Source organism: Syntrophobacterales bacterium, from assembly GCA_031274925.1.
In the GTDB taxonomy this organism is placed as follows: domain Bacteria; phylum Desulfobacterota; class Syntrophorhabdia; order Syntrophorhabdales; family Syntrophorhabdaceae; genus PNOM01.
Map to the genome: position 1 here is coordinate 77,565 of JAISPL010000030.1, position 19,741 is coordinate 97,305.

The 19,741-nt window shown below is 47.4% G+C and carries 18 protein-coding genes; 13 read left to right on the forward strand and 5 right to left on the reverse strand.

Annotated elements, in window-relative coordinates; translation table 11 throughout:
- Nucleotides 1-24 precede the first annotated feature (24 nt).
- From LBQ00_05850 to LBQ00_05865, 4 genes are read right to left on the reverse strand one after another with little or no spacing between them, the layout of a single operon-like run.
- A complete protein-coding gene (locus tag LBQ00_05850) occupies nucleotides 25-465 on the reverse strand; it encodes a hypothetical protein (GenBank protein MDR2018375.1) in 441 nt (146 codons plus the stop codon).
- The gene (locus LBQ00_05855; GenBank protein ID MDR2018376.1) at nucleotides 422-1,165 is read right to left on the reverse strand and encodes a methyltransferase domain-containing protein; all 744 of its coding nucleotides are present in this window, start codon (nucleotides 1,163-1,165) and stop codon (nucleotides 422-424) included. Before LBQ00_05855 ends, LBQ00_05850 begins: the two co-directional genes overlap by 44 nt.
- Complete coding sequence (locus LBQ00_05860; GenBank protein ID MDR2018377.1) at nucleotides 1,098-1,562, reverse strand: putative zinc-binding protein; 465 nt, start codon at nucleotides 1,560-1,562, stop codon at nucleotides 1,098-1,100. The genes LBQ00_05855 and LBQ00_05860 overlap by 68 nt, the downstream gene beginning before the upstream one ends.
- Before the next feature lie 40 nt (nucleotides 1,563-1,602).
- Nucleotides 1,603-1,926: a metalloregulator ArsR/SmtB family transcription factor gene (locus tag LBQ00_05865; GenBank protein ID MDR2018378.1), complete on the reverse strand. Its 324-nt coding sequence runs from the start codon at nucleotides 1,924-1,926 to the stop codon at nucleotides 1,603-1,605.
- Between the two features lie 669 nt (nucleotides 1,927-2,595).
- On the opposite strand from LBQ00_05865, the gene LBQ00_05870 reads away from it, so the two are divergent.
- Together LBQ00_05870 and LBQ00_05875 are read left to right on the forward strand one after the other, a co-directional pair.
- Complete coding sequence (locus LBQ00_05870) at nucleotides 2,596-3,027, forward strand: ATP-binding protein (protein MDR2018379.1); 432 nt, start codon at nucleotides 2,596-2,598, stop codon at nucleotides 3,025-3,027.
- 212 nt (nucleotides 3,028-3,239) lie between these two features.
- Nucleotides 3,240-4,043, forward strand: a complete 804-nt coding sequence (locus LBQ00_05875; GenBank protein ID MDR2018380.1) for a YihY/virulence factor BrkB family protein — start codon at nucleotides 3,240-3,242, stop codon at nucleotides 4,041-4,043.
- A gap of 1,474 nt (nucleotides 4,044-5,517) precedes the next feature.
- On the opposite strand, the gene LBQ00_05880 is transcribed toward LBQ00_05875, so the two are convergent.
- Nucleotides 5,518-5,718, reverse strand: coding sequence for a cold-shock protein (locus tag LBQ00_05880; GenBank protein MDR2018381.1), 201 nt, complete (start codon nucleotides 5,716-5,718; stop codon nucleotides 5,518-5,520).
- Nucleotides 5,719-6,725: 1,007 nt separating this feature from the next.
- Here LBQ00_05880 and LBQ00_05885 point away from each other — a divergent pair.
- The 11 genes from LBQ00_05885 to LBQ00_05935 all read left to right on the forward strand — a co-directional run bounded on the left by LBQ00_05885 (nucleotide 6,726) and on the right by LBQ00_05935 (nucleotide 19,602).
- On the forward strand, nucleotides 6,726-6,914 hold the full coding sequence (locus tag LBQ00_05885; GenBank protein MDR2018382.1) for a MoaD/ThiS family protein: 189 nt from the start codon (nucleotides 6,726-6,728) through the stop codon (nucleotides 6,912-6,914).
- Entirely contained in the window at nucleotides 6,911-7,861 is a 951-nt protein-coding gene (locus tag LBQ00_05890) for a TIGR00269 family protein (GenBank protein ID MDR2018383.1), read from the forward strand. Before LBQ00_05885 ends, LBQ00_05890 begins: the two co-directional genes overlap by 4 nt.
- An 11-nt stretch (nucleotides 7,862-7,872) precedes the next feature.
- Nucleotides 7,873-9,243 (forward strand): GAF domain-containing protein, encoded by a 1,371-nt coding sequence (locus LBQ00_05895; protein MDR2018384.1) that lies wholly within the window; start codon nucleotides 7,873-7,875, stop codon nucleotides 9,241-9,243.
- A gap of 9 nt (nucleotides 9,244-9,252) precedes the next feature.
- A complete protein-coding gene (locus tag LBQ00_05900) occupies nucleotides 9,253-10,284 on the forward strand; it encodes a rod shape-determining protein (protein MDR2018385.1) in 1,032 nt (343 codons plus the stop codon).
- Nucleotides 10,285-10,565: 281 nt separating this feature from the next.
- A complete protein-coding gene (locus tag LBQ00_05905; protein MDR2018386.1) occupies nucleotides 10,566-10,793 on the forward strand; it encodes a hypothetical protein in 228 nt (75 codons plus the stop codon).
- A gap of 323 nt (nucleotides 10,794-11,116) precedes the next feature.
- Nucleotides 11,117-12,478, forward strand: a complete 1,362-nt coding sequence (locus LBQ00_05910; GenBank protein MDR2018387.1) for an amidophosphoribosyltransferase — start codon at nucleotides 11,117-11,119, stop codon at nucleotides 12,476-12,478.
- 95 nt (nucleotides 12,479-12,573) lie between these two features.
- Nucleotides 12,574-12,777, forward strand: coding sequence for a hypothetical protein (locus LBQ00_05915; GenBank protein ID MDR2018388.1), 204 nt, complete (start codon nucleotides 12,574-12,576; stop codon nucleotides 12,775-12,777).
- 539 nt (nucleotides 12,778-13,316) lie between these two features.
- Nucleotides 13,317-14,750 carry a hypothetical protein gene (locus tag LBQ00_05920; GenBank protein ID MDR2018389.1) on the forward strand — a complete coding sequence of 478 codons (1,434 nt, stop codon included), beginning with the start codon at nucleotides 13,317-13,319 and terminating at the stop codon, nucleotides 14,748-14,750.
- A gap of 511 nt (nucleotides 14,751-15,261) precedes the next feature.
- Nucleotides 15,262-16,083, forward strand: a complete 822-nt coding sequence (gene nudC / locus LBQ00_05925; protein ID MDR2018390.1) for an NAD(+) diphosphatase — start codon at nucleotides 15,262-15,264, stop codon at nucleotides 16,081-16,083.
- 918 nt (nucleotides 16,084-17,001) lie between these two features.
- Nucleotides 17,002-17,724, forward strand: a complete 723-nt coding sequence (locus LBQ00_05930; GenBank protein MDR2018391.1) for an MBL fold metallo-hydrolase — start codon at nucleotides 17,002-17,004, stop codon at nucleotides 17,722-17,724.
- A gap of 327 nt (nucleotides 17,725-18,051) precedes the next feature.
- Nucleotides 18,052-19,602, forward strand: a complete 1,551-nt coding sequence (locus LBQ00_05935) for an acetolactate synthase large subunit (GenBank protein ID MDR2018392.1) — start codon at nucleotides 18,052-18,054, stop codon at nucleotides 19,600-19,602.
- Nucleotides 19,603-19,741: the final 139 nt, after the last annotated feature.

Genomic DNA, 19,741 nt, shown 5'->3' on the forward strand with positions numbered 1-19,741 from the left:
GCATCTCACTCACAAGATATTAGGTTAGCAACATGAACCAGACGAGCATGAATCAGATCCTACATTCGCGCCCCCACTGTCTGTTCCACAGCCCTCAAACGCTCCATAATGCACATCACGATTACCAATCACTTTGAAAACCTTTCCATATCGGGTATCGGAAACCATAGAAGCTGTATTTCCGCAGACAAGCATGGGTTTACCAGTAATAAACCGGTGATGGTCGTCAAGGTCAAAGAAATGGGGATGCTCCGAAATACTACCATCATAATAGGCTATTTGACCGTAATCCTCACAAATATCCTCTAAATCAGCAAGCTTGAAGGTGCGTACCGTTCGTGATGAAAATGTTGCAAAGCCAAGTATTTTTGCAATTTCCTCATTATCGAAATCGAGTTCTCGAATATTTGTATAACGGAAATCAGCCCATCCGACTTTTGCCATGAGTGCGGAAATCTTCAACATACATAGCGCCGCTTAGGCATTCTCCTCGCAGTATGGGGTCAACCGCAAGAGTTTCTGGAATACGCCTATCGACGAAAATATCAGCAAAGAACAATTCGCCGCCCGGCTTTAAAACACGTAATATTTCCTTAAAAACTTGTTCTTTTGCAGGGGAAAGGTTTATAACGCAGTTTGAGATAACAACGTCAATACTGTTATTTCCAATTCCGAGAGATTCCAGATCTTCAATATAGCCTTTTAAAAACTTCACGTTTGATTTTTTGAAACCAAAACGCTCACGTTGTTCGTCCTGATACTTGATGGCTATTCCAATTTGTTCATCCGTCATATCAACGCCGATAGCACAGCCAGATTCTCCGGCCAATTTTGACGCAATATAGACATCGCGCCCTGTTCCACAGCCTAAGTCAAGCACCGTCATTCCATCAAGCAAGGGCGGCAGCGGTGAACCGCAACCATAAAACCTGTTGTGTATTTCATCCGCGATTAGGGGCAGTATGTCCCTTATCTCTGCGGGTGGTCTATCAATGGCGCAACACGAACTGGTCTTGAGGTCATCTTTGTTTTGTAGTTGTTTGCCGTAGTATTCCTTTACTTGTTCGATAATTTTGTCCATGACAATCTCACCTTCTTTATTTATTGATATATTCTTTAGTGACTTCTTCTGCCACAATTTTCGCAAGCCGATTAAATTCATCATCAGTCATCTCATTAATGCCGAAAGGTATATCTTCATCATGAATTTCACAGGCATCCAATACCAATACGTTGAGTTCAGGAATTACAGCTTTCATCATTCTTGACGCACAGCTAATAAAACATCCCTCGATAGTAATAGCCTTATGAGTTGTCCGTACTAAATCCCGTTGCCCACCTTCTTTTGTAAAAGCGCCGCCTAAACAGATTCTTACTGTGTTGTCGGGTGAAATTTTGTACGCGATTAGGTTAGCGGCTCTCCGTGATACTTCACCTCTCGCGCAAGCGCCCTCACAGGACATGATTGCTGCTTTAGTAGGGGTTGTAGCGTGCTTCTCTGCATAGTCCTCGCACATTTGACAGGAGTCTTCAACTTTTTTGATTTTGATTTCTTCGTACATTTTTTACCTCATCATAAGATTTATTTTGCTACCTTTACCTTTAGACTTCACATTCACATATGATTTCATTACATATACAATCCTGTTTCGTTGTGGTAACTCTTTCAAAAAATGCTCTGAAATCATGCACGTTTTTGTTGTTCAATGAGTAGAATGTCCATTTCCCTACTTTGCGCCCATCCACTAACCCGCTATTGCAAAGATATTTCATGTGATGTGATAATGTTGGTTGAGTAATATTAAATTTTTCCAAAATTACACAAGCGCATAATTCACCGCAAGATAGCATATCAATAATCATTAACCTGTTCGGGTCGGACATAACTCTAAACAACTGTGCATATTCCTTATACTTTTCGCCCATCGCTTCACCTCACATAGATGTCAGTCTATGTATAATTATAGTGCATTACATAGATGCGTGTCAATATATAATTTTTACTTATTTTTTTAGTTCTTTCATCGACGCTTCGGCCATCAAGCCTGTCAATTGACGGGTAGTATTTTTTCGCTTGCATGCGGCGAAAAAATCTCCACCCTTAAACTATTGGCAGGCTTAATTTTGGCCGTGGTGTTTCTCCGCCGGAAACGGGGGACAGGAAAGGGTGAAACCGTAACAACCGAATGCAGACATTGCTATGTTTTCTCTGCGCGTGACCAAGCATAAATACAGGCTTTTTTGCGCCCCGTTACGCCGTTTCATGAGGTCTGAATGATATTTACCCTACCCATCCCCGAAAACTGCTTTTGCTTTTCAACATGGCGCATATTTTCCCGTCTTAAAAGTTCCTCTTGACAAAAACCCCCAAAGGTCTCATTTTAGTTTTTGCGCGGCTGACGGTTGCATCGTGCCGGCAACACCAATTTTTGAGTCAACTCTCTCTTCCTGAATGTCCTTCTGCTCCATTTTTTGTGGGCAATTTGGCGGATGGGTTTACCTTGATTTCTTTCTACCCTTCCTTTATTATTGGAATGTCTTTTGAGGATACTTTGGAGACCTTTGTTCAAGTGAAGCAAGAAGGAGATTACAGGAATGAAGACTCTCGGGGAATTGACACTCCAGGCCCATTCCGGCAGCATACCGGAATTCCTGGAATTCATATCGGGGTGGGCGAAAGAGGCCGGGTATGGCGGGCAGCGGATAAGAGAGATGGAATTCGCCGTGGCGGAGGCCCTCACCAATATCGTTGAATTTGTCTGTACCGAAGGAGAGGAAGTGACGATCCGGGTGGGCGACGACAAAGGGCGGCGGTTCGTCATCCATATCTCGGATTATGGAAAATCGTATAATATGCTTCTTGAGGCCGACCCTTTTCTATCAGGCAGCGACCCTTCCGAGAAAAGACCTTCGGTCAGCCGAATCAAGAGGATAGGAGATGTGGAATATAAACGGTTTGAAGGCAAAAATTACCTCGTCGTCACAGTCTACCCTGCATCCATGGGAGGCTCCACTTCTTCTGCATAGAGTATGCGAAGAAAGCAGGTTTTGCCGTACTTCTGCGGATCCAGAATGAAGATCTTCCGGGACAGGCCCTTGAGGTATTGATGGTGTTATTGAGAGGCTTCCAAGTCCCGTCTTTCCCTGCATTTGCTTTACAAATCCCGGCGTTTGTGGCATTTTAGTCTCAGGATATTTGGAAATTTTGATATTTTTTGACTTGTCGAACGGGAGATTGTATGCGGCTCATATGGAGAAGTTTCAGAGGTTTTATGCGAGACGGGGGGCCCATGCTCGCTGGCGCTATATCCTGTTTCTTTATCCTTGCCTTTGTGCCTTTCATCCTCCTCATGTTCTCGGTTCTAGGCTACTTCATTGGAGGATACACCGCGTTTCACGATTTTCTGTTAAAGCTCTTGTCTGATGTTTTTCCGAGCGTTACGCACCAGATCACCCAGGAGTTGGGTACCATTGTCATCAAAAGACAGATAGGGATTATCACACTCATCGTGTACGCCTTTTTCTTGCTGGACCTGCTGTTCGCGGTGGAGATCGCCGTGCAGACTATGTTCGGAGTAAAAGTAAGGCGGCCTTTTCTTAAATCGCTCGCCCTCAATATTGTTACCGCGATCTTGCTTTTCACCCTTACCTTCGCATCCTTCTTCGCCACATTGTTCATCAGCCTCATAGGTGAGTTGTCGAAATTTTTCCCAGAGCTCAGTATCGGATGGGTCACTGGCCTGTTCACTGAATATATCGTGCCGGTATGTACCATCTTTGTGGTCTCCACTCTGTTTTATGAGGTATTGCCCTCCAAAAGAATCCTCCGTCATGCTATGCTCGGAGGCCTTTTTACCACGGTCTTCATCGAAACAGCGAAATTTCTTTTTACCTATTATATTACGTGGAAGGCCTTCCGCCTCGGTGCCATTTACGGTTCCCTCACAGCAATCGTCGTATTTCTCCTATGGATATATTATGCAGCCTGCATATTTCTCATAGGTGCAAAACTGGTTCATAATCTGAGCGGTGGGACAAAGTGAATCTGGCGTTTTTTTGAATTTACCTGTTATACGGCGGTACAAAATAACAATGAAAATTCTTACAGAGTCAAAGAGATAATCATAAAGGCAAGTCAGGGAGTCGAATCAGCCGCCCTTTCAGTCATACTGGATTCGAGGGGCATTGTACAGATTGCAGGATACGGATCGTGCACTATCTTTTACGCATCTGATGTTGATCTCGTTGTCATGGGAACGGGACTCGGCGAAAAATTCGCGAGTCCTGAAAGTCTGAAGGTCAGCCTGCATAATGATTTCTTCCAAAGGGGAACGAGACCGCCGTCAGGATCGCTTGTACTTCGGTTTTGGCAGCGGGTAACGTGGCGTGGGTGGGTGCTGCTATGTTACCCGGTTTGGATAGTCGGTTGTAAATACATGATTACGGGTTGCTTCGCTATGCGTTGCAAACGCTCGTTTGCCAATTGTCTCTGCGTCCTGGTGAGGGCAGCCAAGGGCGGCATGAGAAAAAATATAGTCGGCCAGGAAGTTTACGTAAGATTTAACGCCCTGTCGTAGATATACCCCTTCCTCTGCTGAAAAGGCTTTTCCGCCAAGATTTCCTCAAGGATCTTCAGGTTCTATGGGAGGAGGGCACTTGTTTAGGATGGCGGTGAGAGACGACCGTCTGACGGGTTTCGATTTCCCTCATATCTTCCACCCCTCGTCCATGAGAGCGCCTCATCTTCTTTATCCTCATATTCTTGGCGGCAGTTAGCTGGACAAAAGACACAGCAGGGAAAAACATAGAGTCACGCCCGCGAGAAGGCGACCTTCGCAGTCTGCTTGCTTCTTACCTTCCAACGTTGTGTAAGGCGTGATAACAATGGTCACTGCGGGGTATACTGGTGACTCTAAGGGAAAATCCCACCTGCAAAGAGGTTTCCTCTGGAAGCATGGGTCACGCGGAATAGGTCCAAGTCGTCTACGGTCCGTCGAAGGTGAGCTATTCCAAGCTCATCAATGTCTTCCACAAAATAGATCTTCTGACAGAATACAATCAATTTTGTGACTTAGGCAATACAACTCCGCCATTTTTTATCACAAAGAGAGGTAGAAGAGGTTTATTCTCCAGCCCAATACTGACCAGGAAATAACGGAACTGTTCAAAGGAAAGACCATTTATGCGGAAATCGCTGCCTCCACCCATGATAACCGACTCATATGATCATAATGATGTAGTACGTCATTCTGCTTTGCCGAAGATTACCATCAGAAATATTACAGAAACCACCATCTTGTACAATTTCTATCGTTTCTCATGAGGTAGGGATGAATGCCTCAAGGGAGTTTTGGTGTAAAGAGAGTAGAAGATATTGAACAATATTTAAATACGAAGGACTGATGCCAATTAGCGAAGCGTCAAAAGACAAACCTCCCCTTCTGTATTTTCAGATTCTGTCTTGCTATGGCAAAGGGGGCTCAGGGTTTTGAACCCCCTTTTTGACTTAATTAAGTATCAGACTTTAGTTACATTCGCGGCGCTCGGACCTTTCGGGCCGTCGACGACATCAAATTCGACCTTGTCCCCCTCGGAAAGTGTCTTGAAGCCTGTTCCCTTGATCGCTGAAAAGTGGACGAATACATCACCACCTTCATCTTTTGTGATGAAACCGAAACCCTTTGACTCGTTGAACCATTTTACAGTTCCTGTGGCCATAAAATGATGCCTCCTTATTAGGAAATATTGAGGAGTACGGAACTGTCTTTTCGAAGTATTACAAAAAATAATTTTTGTGTACTACCAAGAACGTCTCCGAAACTTCCAAATATAGTATCTCACACGTGTTTTGTGAAATCAAGAAAAGTTTTTCGTGTTTTTTAGGAAATTTTTCGAAACTCAATTGAACTCTATAAGAAGACCAGAGAAGCGAGCAGACACGCCTTTAAATATTCTTGTCGACCATGTACATCATTCACAGAGACGATATTGCTCCGAGAGCCATTTCTCAGGGTTAATCAACCCGTAGGACACCTCCGGACATATATTTCAGGACATTCCCGATTAACTTTTTTGTATATGAACCGATAAGGCAATTGACGGCAATTTTGAAGACAGACAAATCACGGTAACGCATAACTCTGTCACAGCGGTTCAAGGCAGTATAAAGACTCCCCGACGAACATTACAGATATGACTTGCCCTGGAAGCCTTATTCCATGATTATAATTCTGCTTGGGAAACGTTGTTGGAAAAAGAGCGTGTCCGGCGGCTCGCCTGCATCAGTGCCAGCCTAAACCAGCTCGTAAAATAGGACAAGACTGATCCGCCAAGGAAAGCACCGTCTGGTCGCACGCATAAAAGCCTGGTATCTCACCCCGCCGCTCTCTCCTCTTATGGAGAGAGCGGACCATAGCGTTTTGTTTCAAGTCGAATCCGAAGGTCATGACAGTATCGCGCTTTATCCGGTTCGTACCGGCAAAAAGGAAGACATAGTTATTTCATAAACACTGACACGTACTATACGGCAATAAAAGTAAAGGTTATATGAAAGTGAGGGAGCATTCATAATATTTGTTTGTAATGCGTATTAAGTCTCCGCCAAATGTCAGGTCCGATCAAAACAATAAACCTGTATAGGACCTTGCATATGCCAAGAAACCCAGCGCTACCAACGCCATCCACTCTCCTTTACAATAGCCGCCCGTTATGCTAAACAATTGACTATGAAGGTTGAGTATAACGGTACGGTCCATGAGCTCGAAAAACCCATGACTATTCTCAAGTTGTTGGAGCAGTTTTCCCTTAACAGAGAGTCTCATCTCGTTGTTGTCAATAACAAGCTCGTTACCGAGGACTCCCGCTTGGAGAAGGACGACGAAGTGAAACTGATCAGGGTCATATCGGGCGGATGAAATGCAGAGTGTGCGGGCAGACCGCTACTATTAGTCTCAGAGCTTACAATACTGCGCTCTGTGCGGATGATTTCATCACTTTCCTTGAAAAGCGGGTTCGGACCACCATCGAAAAATACCATCTGATCGGAGATGAGGACAGACCCATTGTGGCTATCTCCGGGGGTAAGGACAGCCTTTCTCTCTGGTACATGATGAATAGACTTGGATACGCCGCTGATGGTATCTATGTCGACCTCGGAATAGAAAATTATTCCGATCCTTCCTTGGACAGGATCAGAGCCGTGGCAGACTTACTGAAGCGGAAGGTCTACGTCTTTCCTTTCCGGCACGTTTTCAATAAAGGGATAGAGGAGTTGGCGCGGATAATCAGAAGAGCCCCCTGTTCCGCATGCGGGATGATTAAGCGGTACATTATGAACAGGGTGTGCATGGACAAGGGTTACAATACTCTCGTCACGGGTCACAATCTCGACGATGAGGCGGCTGCCCTGTTCGGCAACATCCTTTACTGGAAAGAGGAGTACCTCTGGAAGAAAAATGTTGTATTAGAGGGGATAGACGGTCATCTTTCCCGGAAAGTGAAGCCCCTTTTTCTCTGCTCCGAGCGCGAGATGGCAGCCTATGCGATCATCAATAATATCGACTACATCTATGAGGAGTGTCCCTTTTCGGTAAAGGCAAAATCACTTACCTATAAGGCCATGCTCAACAAACTTGAGGAAAGATCGCCGGGCACCAAGCTCCAGTTCATAAAGGGCTACCTCAAGATGGTGAACGAAGGCGAAAGAAAGGAAGGCGGATTTTGTGCAATCTGCGGGTATCCAGCCAATGGGGGAATGTGCAATTTTTGCAGGATGCTCGAAAAATTCCATATAGAGACTGATGTATCCTTTGAAGAGTATGCCCCGTCCGGCTCTGAAACCATGAATGTGGTGGTGACATAATTTCTCTCAACATGATAGACCATATTTCTCAACTTATCTTCAATGTCTACGAAGCCTTTACCGTTGCCCTTTTTCTGAAGGAAAAGGAAATGCTAAAGTGTGCCTCCTCGGTGACCTTTGCGACCAGCTTCAGTAAGAGCAGGGCGATTCCAGTGGAAAGTACGCTGCCAGGGTGGGCTCTCAAACACAACGAGCCCCTGATTATCCCGAATTTCGACAAGGATGAGGCGACCTTAGGTTATTACGGTGCCAAGGAGAACATCAAATCTTTCATGACCTATCCTGTCGAAACGGATGGTGTGATAGTCGTGGACAGCAAAAAAAAGTATGTATTTACGGACAGAGAAAAGAAAATCCTGGGCAGTTTTGCCTCTATAATGCACAAGGAAATTGAGAGGGAGAAGAGATTTCAGGACATGGAGGACAGGATCGAAGACCTTGCTGCCGAAAAGCGCATCATGGGTATGTTTAGTGACCTCAACGCGGCGAAGATTTCGGCCCGCAGCATAATGAGCGAGGCGCTGGCTTTGTCCGGAGCCGATTTCTGTTTCGTGGGGATGGAGAAGGGTGGCCGGATCTTCATTTATGATGCCTGCGGCATCGCAGCCAAGGAATATGTCAAGAAAGAATGCCCTCTGCGCGAGAGCATTGTGTCCCTCGTGATGGAGGGTGGTGGGGAACTACTCCTTCCCCATAATAGCGGATACCTCAGAGAGAAGCCTCTCTTTTTCGCCGGAGAATCGGTAAGGACAAGGCAATTCTTTGGCTTTCCTCTCATGGTCGAAGACTTTATCGTTGGGGTTATGGGGTTTGGATCTCTATCCGATCTTTCTTTGAAAGAGGGTTCCATCGCCCTCCTGAGAAACGTGTCCTCTCTCTTGTCCCTGCACTATGCATACCTCTGGATGCGGGACCATCTTGAGAAAGTGAAGGAGGTGGAGCCAGTGACAGGTTCCATTCAGTTTGCTACCTTTCTTGGAATTCTGGAGAAGATGATAAAAAAGGGCAACCGATTCTATCTTTTGTCCGTGAAACTTCCCCATCTCCATGTGTATAATAAGAAGATGGGTTTTGATTACACGAACGGTGTTCTTGCAAGGGTCGCCAAGGTCATCAAGTACTGCGCGGGAAACAATGCCTTCATCACGAGAAAGGGAGGAGGCGATTTCTACGCCGCAGTAAGAGGCGGTGATGAGGTGGAGATAAAGAATCTCACGAGGATTCTCAACCATACGATCCGCAAACGTGTTTTTGAAGAGAAAGCATGGGACGTTGATTCAGCGGTGGAATCGGGCGCTGCCTGTTTTCCTGAAGACGGGACTGAACTCTGGACGCTTATTGAGAAATCGAATATGAGAAGAATTAAGACAGGAGTACACTAAGGAGAGCATATGGATTTTCTGAAAAAATTGTTTGGATTTTTTTCAACCCATCTTGCCATGGACCTTGGAACAGCAAATACGCTTATATATCTGAAGGAGGAAGGTATAATCCTAAACCAGCCTTCGGTAGTGGCCATTGATAATTCCAATGGCAAGGTAATTGCGGTAGGCAAGGAAGCAAAAGATTTTATTGGGAGAACGCCTCCAAATATCAGCGCCATAAGGCCTCTGAAGGACGGCGTCATTGCGGACTTTGACGTGACCAAAGCCATGATCAAGTATTTCCTTACCATAGCCAGCAGAGAGAGGAAAATCTCGAAGCCGAAAATGGTGGTCGGTGTACCCTCCGGCATTACTCAGGTTGAAAAAAAAGCGGTTATTGATGCATGTTTTCAGGTGGGCATTAGGGATGTATTCCTGATTGAGGAACCCATGGCGGCTGCCCTCGGCGCGGGAATGCCAATTGAGCAGCCCAGGGGAAATATGGTTGTTGATATCGGGGGAGGGACCACCGAGGTCGCCATCATCAGCCTCTCGGCTACTGCATACAGTGAGTCCCTGAGGGTGGCCGGTGATGAACTCGACGAGTCAATAATGCGTTACCTTCAAAAAAAGCATCAGGTAGCGATAGGGATCATTGCTGCGGAAAAGATGAAAATAGAGTGCGCATCGGCGATGTCCGTCGAAATGCACACAGACAGCGTAACGGTAGTGGGAAAAGACCTTTTCAATGGTACACCGAAGAGCACGAAGGTGTCGAAGGAAGAGATCAGGGAGGCGATAGAGGAGCCTATTTCCGCAATTATTGACTCCGTGAGAAGGGCGCTTGAAAGGCTGCCCCCCGAATTTGTGTCGGATCTTAATGAGTCCGGCATGATTCTGACAGGGGGTGGTGCAATGCTTCGAGGTTTGGACAAAAGAATAGAGAGCGAGACCGGCATAAGGGTGTATGTTACTGACGATCCACTCTACTCTGTGGTGCTGGGAGCGGGTCAGGCCCTCGAAGAGATGCCGAAGTACAAGAAGGTATTTATAAGCTGAAAAGGGCAGCGAATAGCCAATTTCAGGGGTTTTAAGCCTCGTCAGTGAATAGTCCAAAACTGGAGATGTGGTATTCGAACGGATTCCATGCAGATTCTCACAATTTCGTGTTGCGCTTTTGATTCGCCATTAGCTATTTTAGCTCTTCCGAGAATAGTCGTCCTCCTCAAACAAACTCTTCTTTGTAAATTCGCGTTTTGCCCTATATATAGATAGGTATCTTATGAAAGACGACACCGATCGAACTTTCCGAGATCAGGAGCATAGGGATTACTAAAACAGTGCAGGTTAAGACCTGTTTTGAAATCACCAAAAAGCGGGATTCCGAAGAAGATGTGGATATCAACCGGATCACCTGCCATGGAAACGTTGTGAAAGCGATCCTGGTAACCATAAAAGACAAAACGAAGAAGCGCTTCAGGTTTATCCGTCTCAAGGCTAAGAATAAAATTATCAGGATCGGCACGATTTCCGCGGGCGCCATGAATGCAAGTCTTGTCCATCCTTAAGCCCTTGCCCACAATCACCCGTCGGGAGGATTGTGAACCGTCCGTAGGAGACATCCTGGTGGGCGCAGGGACCGATGACGGAAGTCGGCAAAACTATGAGAGTGGAAGCCATAAACCATAGTATCGTCACTGCCAGAGGATATTTCGGTTTTAAAGAAAAGGGATGAATTTAGACGTCCCGTCTCTCCTGCCGAAACGGAGGGGGGACAAGCTCCCATTCTTTTTGCCTCTTGCGCCGACAGTTCCAAAATCGTAAAATATTGAGGCATTGCGGCTTTGGTCCAAGCAGGCGCCATACGTGAGACCAGAAGAAAGGAGAAAAGATGAGCGGAATTTTTGGATTTGCAGGTAAGGGGAATGCCTTCGTCGAAGTGAGGACGGGTTTGGAGAATCTCTCTCACAGGGGACAGGAGAGTTGGGGCATCGTGTCAGGGCTTAGGGACGGGTCTTTTTCCGAAACGAGGAGGACCGGTTCAATTTTCCAGATGTCGGCTCATACCAGACTCCATTTTGGCTCCATGGCCATCGGCCATGTACGTTATCCTACGGCAGGTGAAGCGAGCGAGCGGAATTCACAGCCCATAATCGGGACCTACGGCAAAGAGAAAATTGCGGTTGTCCACAACGGACATGTGCCCAAGTACAAACAGTTGATGGAGAAGATAGGCGGTCTTTTCCAAACGGATACTGATACGGAGGTTATACTCCAGATGATCGTCCGGTCGGAAGGCTCGGACCTGCTGGACAAAACAGTGAAAACTCTGGCCCGTCTCTCCAAAGAGGCGGCCTTTAGTCTCATTATACTCCATCAGGGGAGATTGATAGCTGCCCGTGATCTTTTCGGTATCTGGCCCCTGGCTATCGGCCGGCGGGGGGAAGAAGGGGATTATGAGTGGGCCATTGCCTCCGAGACCTGTGCTTTTGGCGACCGGTTCGAGTGGATGGGTGATGTGGAACCGGGACAGCTCGTGGTATTCGACGGGGAAGATGTGAGAAGTTTCTCTCTTGGCGACCCCACTCCTCGCCCTTGTATCTTGGAATATCTTGACTATGCTTCGCCAGCGAGCCAGGTTTTTTCAGAAAATATTTATGAATTTCGCGAAAAAGCAGGAGCCAGGCTGGCAGAGAAAGAGACCGAGAATGCAGATATGATAGTGCCTATTCCAAGGGCGGCCGTACCCGGTGCCCTGGGTTTTCACAGTGTCACCGGTATAAGCTACAAGGAACCCATCAGTACAGTGGGCGAAATAGGCCGAATTTTCATTATTTCCAAGGAAAAAGACCGCCTCGAAAAGGTGGAGAAGAAGTTTCAGATCAACAGGAAGATGGTCAGCGGGAAAGATATTATTCTCATTGATACGCTCTTGGTGAGAGGTTCGACTGCCATGATCCTGATCCCTAAACTTCGGGAGGCCGGGGCAAGGAAAATCCATTTCCGCATTACTGCGCCTCCTCCCCGTTTTCCATGTTTCATGGGGATGGCCATGGTCAAGCCGGGAGAGTTGCTCGCCGCAAACAGGACCGATGAGAACCTGAAAAACCTGGTCGGCGTAGATAGCTTCCGGTACCTGTCGATTGAGGATTTGAAGGGGCTTGCGGGGAGGAATATCTGCGATGCCTGCCTCACGGGCAAATATCCGTTTCCCGTCCATGGTACCCAGATTTCACGGTCCTCCGGGATTTAGCGGCCTTTTCGTCGGTCCTTCGTGATATCGTGACTACTCACGATATTTTACGTTGTATCCGGTTCTCGGTCGCATCATGCAGGCAATCAGCCACCATGCTGCAGGATTATGGTCTGAAAGATAAGGTCTCTGCTCCCGCTCCTGTTCCGTTCATAAATGAACTGACGAATGCTCAAGAGAGAACCAGCAGGACACCCAAAGATGCCGACGACAGCAATGAGTTGGTGCGAAAGACTTTGCCCGCAAGAGATGCCGTATTCAGAGAAAAGAGGAATCCTAAGGCGGGAGCGCGATATTAAAGCCCGTGGTGGCTTAAAGGTTGGTCAGATTATCATCATTGCCGATTTTCTGCGAATCGGTAATCCTGGTCCGAGCAGCTTACCTTGTTGTTATGTTATATGTTCGCCGTCTGGCCCTTGGGATTGAGGCGGGACGTTTTAGAATACTTTCCTTCTTAACCTCTCATGCAACTGGTATCCTATTTCCTCTTAAAGCGGAGACGGATCGCAATCAGACCACACAAATGTTTTTCTGGCAGTCACTCGTTTGGCCTGACCTTTTCTATTACTATTATTGTTACAATAAAAGATAAAATAGAACCAATTTACTATTATTAAAATAAAATATAAGTTTTTTTTATATAAAATTTATAAAAAAGATTATTTGACTAAAATTTATATAAATGTTATATTTTAACGATATATTTATCAAATAATAATAAAAATATTAATAAATATTAAAAAAACAAGATATTATTAACTATATAAGTTAATATCATTAAAATATGGATATTGAAGGTATTCTTTTCATTTCAATTTGAGAAAGGAGGTATATGAAAATGAAGGGCAAAAGAGCATTAAGTGTCGTGGTCGCTATGGGGTTTGTCTTGCTTTTGTCACTCGCTTGCTATGCAGCGTATCATCATATGGGCGAAAATGATTCTAAGAAATTTATCTCTGCCTATAAGTGCAGGAAGGGGACAAAACTGGACAGTTGCACCCTGTGTCACAGTGGGGGGTCTTATGAGGACTCCAGAGGGAACACGATAATCCTCGGAAGCTGCCAATGGTGTCATTACAGCTACGGTTATGACGAAAGCGGCGATATCAAAAAAACGCTCAACTCTTACGGTGTAGACTATCTTAATTATGGCAGAAGCGCTAAGGCCCTAAAGGCCATCGCGAAGCTTGATTCTGATGGGGATGGATTTACCAATTATGATGAGCTAAAGGCCCGAAGTTATCCGGGCGATGCCACAGACTATCCGACCAAGGTTTACGCCCCGTCCGTAACCTACACCAGAGCCCAACTTGAGGCTATGCCGCAGCACAAACAATTCATGCTCATGAATACGAGTAAATCGGGTGATTTCTATGCGGAATATAGTGGGGTCACCGTGGAGAAGCTTCTCGCCGATGCCCGCATTTCTGATGCTGCCACCAATATAAAGGTCATCTCTCCAGACGGTTTCTCTCAATATCATTCCCTTGAACCTGACCCGAACTGGTACCATGTGAACGGGACTTATCCCGAAGCTACGTATCATCACACGAAAGAAGCAGATGTCAAGCTTAATCAGGAGTACGGGTGGTGTGATTACAGTGCGATTTCCTGCATTGGGCGACAGGATGGCGATCCCATCGTGGTATCTGATGGGCTAAGGTTGCTTCTCGCCATAAAACGGGACGGTGCATATTTGAGTCGCGGGGTACTTACACGCGACAATAAACTCGACGGAGAAGGTCCTTTCCGTGTGGTTCCCCCGCAGATAATGGAGGGCCCCCCGGACCAGTCTTCAACCGCAAGCAATTATTACCAAGCGTTGTCTATCTGGCCCTATAATGCCAGTTGGGACCATAACGCTGGTTCTGCGACCCGGTCCGCTACAATTATAAAAGTGGAACCTCTGCCTCCCGGTACTACCGATATCAACATATACGAGATGGGGTGGCCATACGTGGACATGTCCCAGATTGTGGTCTATGGAAACATCATAAGGGCGGTATCAATCAACGGTGATGCCGGTTGTACTACCGATCGTCGGGTCAGCTTGACTGTCAACCCACCGTCTATACCGGAAACAATGATCATAAGCAATTCAAAAAATAGGGCATCCGGGAAAAAACTGCCTTATGCAGACAGCGCGCAATGGCGCCTGAGTTCTGGAAAAGGCGTGAAGCAAATCTACACATGGTTCAAGACAGGGACATCCCTCCAGGGACCGTTCACGTCTTCAATCTATTACACCACCGTGTGTCCTAGCATGCCCTGATGAGAGTCAGGATTGAAGAAATGACAACGGAAATCTTTCGGGACCTGACCATTTGATACGGAAGGGGGGATTCCATCCCCCCTTCCCTCCCCTTGTCCGAACTAAATTTTGAACTCAATTAGATACATAAAAAAGGTACTGGATTATTTACGCTGGGTCATACGCTCATAAGTTCTATGTGATCAATCCTGACAGCGTCTTCAAATGGTCTTATACGCCGGATACGGGATATACTTGTCCCCGCCACCGGCCGGCAAGAGCAGGGGTTTTCCCAAAGGGATTTGCATTTTTACATTCGCTGCAGTTTCTTGATAAGAAGATGCTCCTTATGTTCATCATGAAAGCCCTTACTTTAATTTCTGATTACTTTTCCCCGCGTATAACATTCCTTCTCTATAATATTGTGTGTATGGAGAGATGTCAGATCAGAGCGGGGAGTGGGAAGGATTAGAACCGGCCTTCCATATTGCCCGTTCTTGACTTTTTATCCGCCGCCGTGTAATTTGTGACCATGAATGGTCGATTCATACCCTCCGCCGCTTCTCCGCCGGAAAAAAAAGAACAGGCGTGGTGGTTTATTTTCAGGACCCACAAGATGGTAACTATGGAAAATGAAGCAGGCATGTCTGTGCCGTTTATTACCGGTCCTGCCGCCATGGGTCTCCACGCTTTGTCGGAGAGGTATCTGGGCACCCTAGACGGGCGGCACTGTTATTGTGCTGAAGTGGGAGAGAGTGGACTCCCAGAGGGGGCCGCTCTTCATGGTCTGCGATATCTCTTTGAGCACCTTGATAAGAAGCTCCACAGGGTGGCCATGCGTGCGGTGCACCTCATCGAATGGGACAAAAATGAACGGTTCTGCGGCAGGTGTGGCCACGCTACGAACAATAAAATGGAAATGAACGCCAAAGAGTGCCCGCGCTGTAGGCATGTAACTTTCCCACGCATCTCACCGGCGGTTATCGTTCTTGTGGAAAAGGAAGGCAAACTCCTTCTGGCAAGGGCATCGCGGTTTGCAGAGGAAATGTACAGCGTATTGGCCGGATTTGTGGAGCCAGGAGAGACGCTTGAAGAAACCGTTAGAAGAGAGATAGAAGAAGAGGTGGGCATCAAGGTTTGGAATATACGCTACTTCGGAAGCCAGCCGTGGCCCTTCCCTGATTCTCTCATGATAGGGTTCACAGCGGAATATGAGAGTGGTGAGTTGAAAATTGACGGCTCGGAAATAGAGCGCGCCGCATGGTTCGACCCGGAGGCGCTGCCTCTGATACCAGGAAAAATCAGCATTGCGCGAGAACTTATAGACTGGTTTGTGGAAAGAAAGCCAGTCTGAAATCCTTGATACGTTGGCGCCCAGGACCAAGAAGAAACGCATGCCAAATGAATAGGGTTCGCATCTGCAGATGAAAGCCATAATAGTATAGGATAACGAGAACCCAGTATGCGGAAAGCTCCTCAAGCCTGTATCCGCCGCCAGATAAGCGCATGGTCATGGTACGTGTGGCGGGGATATACAAGCTGACTGAATTACCAAGCCGACCGAAAACCTTCTGGAAACGCCAAACAGTGCGCCAGATGAAGAGAGGTTTTTGTCGAGCCTCTGGCCGTAGCATTCGAAATCACGGACTAGGTTCATGTGAGACCTGCGGACAGATCTCTTAAAGTGATGATTATCTTTTACCTGGGCCGTTATCTTGCAATACATTGCATTTCTGGCGTTGCCTTATCTTTTTCTCACAACAAACGACCACGTTTAAACTCTTCGTTCTTTGCTTTCCCTTGCAGGCCCATGGATGATAATGTTATAAAATTTAGTAGCATAGGTATGCGGCCTGTGTGTCGAGCTTCATTGAGAAGAGAAAGATAGGGATATTGTACACATTGTGAAGGCCGAGAGACTAGGATATAAAGGGCAAAAAGTACGTTCTTGCGGCAAGGGTGCAAGGTTTTTCAGAAGCGAGTATAATATCTCGCCATATATTCCCAACGCCATGTCTTCCTTGTAAGTAGCATCGACCCTCGGCATCGGAGGCGCGATCATTACAGAATTGGTGCTGATCTTTCTCGGCATGGGGGGGTAGCCCCCCTAAGTTGTGGTGACATCCTGTTGCGGCAAAGGACAATATAGAGATCACCTGGCGGTTTGGCCTTTATCCGGGCGTGGTGATTTTTCTCGCCATTATGGGCCATAATCTCCTCGGAGAGGGTCTCAGGGACATTTTTGGTCCGAGAGCCAGTTTCGATAGGTCTTATGGAGCGAGAAAGAAAGAGAGATCCGAAAAAAATCACGGAGCATATCTACCGGGTGAGCGGCCCGGACCTGACCGATCCGAGGGACTGCGCTGCGTACCTTATCAATCTCGGCGAACTGGTCCTCATCGACAGTGGATCGGGTCTTCATCTCGACCGGCTGGTCCGCAACATAGAGAGGGCAGGATTTGATCCCGCGAAAGTTTCAACGATTATCCTCACCCACTGTCACTTTGACCACATGGGCGGCGGGGTTAAGTTTCGAGAGCAGTTCGGCAGCCGGCTCGTGATGCACGCCTTTGATGCGGAGTTGGTTGAGGCTGGGGACCAGAGACTTACGGCCGCATTCTGCTTCAACGTGCGCCTGGAGCCGTATTCCGTGGATCGCAAACTATATAGGGAAGAAGAGCAACTTGCGATTGGAGGGGAGATGCTTACCCTGCTTCATACACCTGGCCATACCCCCGGCTCCATCTCGGTCTATCTCAATATCGACGGCAAGAAAATTCTTTTTGCCCAGGATATAGGAGCGCCACTTCTCAAGGAATTCGACTGTAATCCCTATGCGTGGGTCGAGTCGGCAGAGAAGTTGTATGCCCTCAATGCGGATATGTTGTGCGACGGTCATTCGGGAGCGTACGAACCTGAGGATGTCGTAAAGGAGTACTTCCACTATTGTATCCGTTCTCAGTATGAACAAGGTTATCTCCCGGTACAGTCATAGAAGGCAGCGACGGGTGTGGTTGTTTTTAGGTGATTCGGGGTCTGCTGGAGAGACTGGCCCATTATACTTGAACTCCAGAAGGCCATTCACTCAATCTTGCATTACCTCGTTACAAAAATGCAGATACTGGAAGCATCGGTTCCGGGGCGGAAATAAAATATGCCTCTTCAATAACTATAATCCGTTCTCGTTGTCCCGAATTCCGACTGAACTCTCTTCTCGGCGGTCCTGATGCTGCCGGAGTACATCTAAAACATATTATATTGCACCGCTGAGCCATATTTACTACAATAGACCGTAACCTATAAAGGAAGAAAGGACGATCTTATGAACGGGGCAGTTGCTTTACTAAAGACGGCTTCAGCAGGTGGCATTGAGATCTGTTTTGCCAACCCGGGGACTACAGAGATCCCTCTTGTTGTGGCCCTTGATCAGGTTCCGGGTATAAGGGCTGTGCTGTGTCTGTTTGAAGGCGTATGCACTGGGGCCGCAGACGGGTACGGACGCATGAAGGGTAGCCCTGCAATGTCCATCCTCCATCTCGGGCCGGGATTAGCAAACGGCGTCGCCAATCTCCACAACGCCCGGCGCGCGAAAACTCCTATCGTCAACCTTATCGGTGAACATGCCACATGGCACAAAGAGGCCGATGCTCCGCTGGCGATGGATGTAGAGGCACTGGCGAGTACTGTTTCCGGATGGTGCCGTACCAATGATGCGGCGCGGAACTTTTCCCTGGATATGGCGGAGGCGATCTCGGCTTCACGGCAAGGACAGACAGCCACGCTCGTTGCGCCCCATGATCATCAATTAGAAGAAGCGGGTGATACAATTGTGAGCATGCCGGGTGTTGCAGCCGATCCGCTTAATGCCGGAGTTATCGAAAAAACTGCCAACCTTCTGAAGTGCAGCAAGCGACCGGCCCTTCTGCTTGGCGGCCAAGCTCTCCTTGAGCCAGGTCTCCGGCTTGCGGCCCGTGTGCGGACTTTTACCGGCTGCGACCTCCTCGTGGAAAATTTTCCGGCCCGCGTCGAATGCGGTGTTGGTTTGCCGCCTCTTACCAGGATTCCTTATTTCCCTGAGCCGGCTCTTTCCATGCTTTCTGTGTATGACTTGGTGGTTCTCGTAGGAACCAGAGAGCCTGTCACCTTTTTCGGATACGTGGGTGTAAATAGTTACCTGCTTACAAAAGATCAGAAAAAAATATTAATCCCCTCAGGCAATGGCGGTGTCACGGAGGCTCTTGAATATCTCGCGAATATTCTTGAAAGCGGAAAAGGGTCCCAAAGTAAGGCGGAAATTAGCGACAAGCCTGTGCGGCCACAAGTCCCTATCGGAACTCTCACCCCGGAAAAGGTCTGTCTCACCCTGGCGGCAATACAACCTGAAGGAGCAATCATTGTAGATGAGGGTCTGACCACTGCGCTCACCTACTTCCCTCTCACCGTCGGTCTGCCACGCATGACCTGCATGACCATAGTGGGAGGCTCAATAGGCTACGGCATGCCCTGCGCATCGGGCGCGGCCGTCGCCTGTCCCGATAGGCCCGTAATAAACCTCCAAGCCGACGGTAGTGCCGCATACACCGTCCAGGCCCTATGGACCCAGGCAAGAGAAGGGCTAAACGTAACAACGCTTCTGTGCTCCAACAGGAGCTACAATATCGTAAGGGTGGAGTTAGAGAGGGCAGGCGTCACAACCCCCGGACCCTATGCCCAATCTCTTACAGACCTGGGTCATCCAGCTATTGACTGGGTAAGAATAGCCCGAGGCTTCGGCGTACCAGGCGTGTCCGTCGATACCGCAGACGATCTCGCCCGTGAAATCCGTCATGCCCTTGCCGATCCTGGACCTCATCTTATAGAGATGTGTATTTGAAACAGAGTCCCTTTGGTAATGTCTTTAAACCATTTTAATTTAACATATACTATAACCATCTTCAGCAAACCAAGAGCGAATACCAGATGCTGACGCAAGGTTCAAGACTTCTGTGCCATAGTATCATCCAACAATTTTC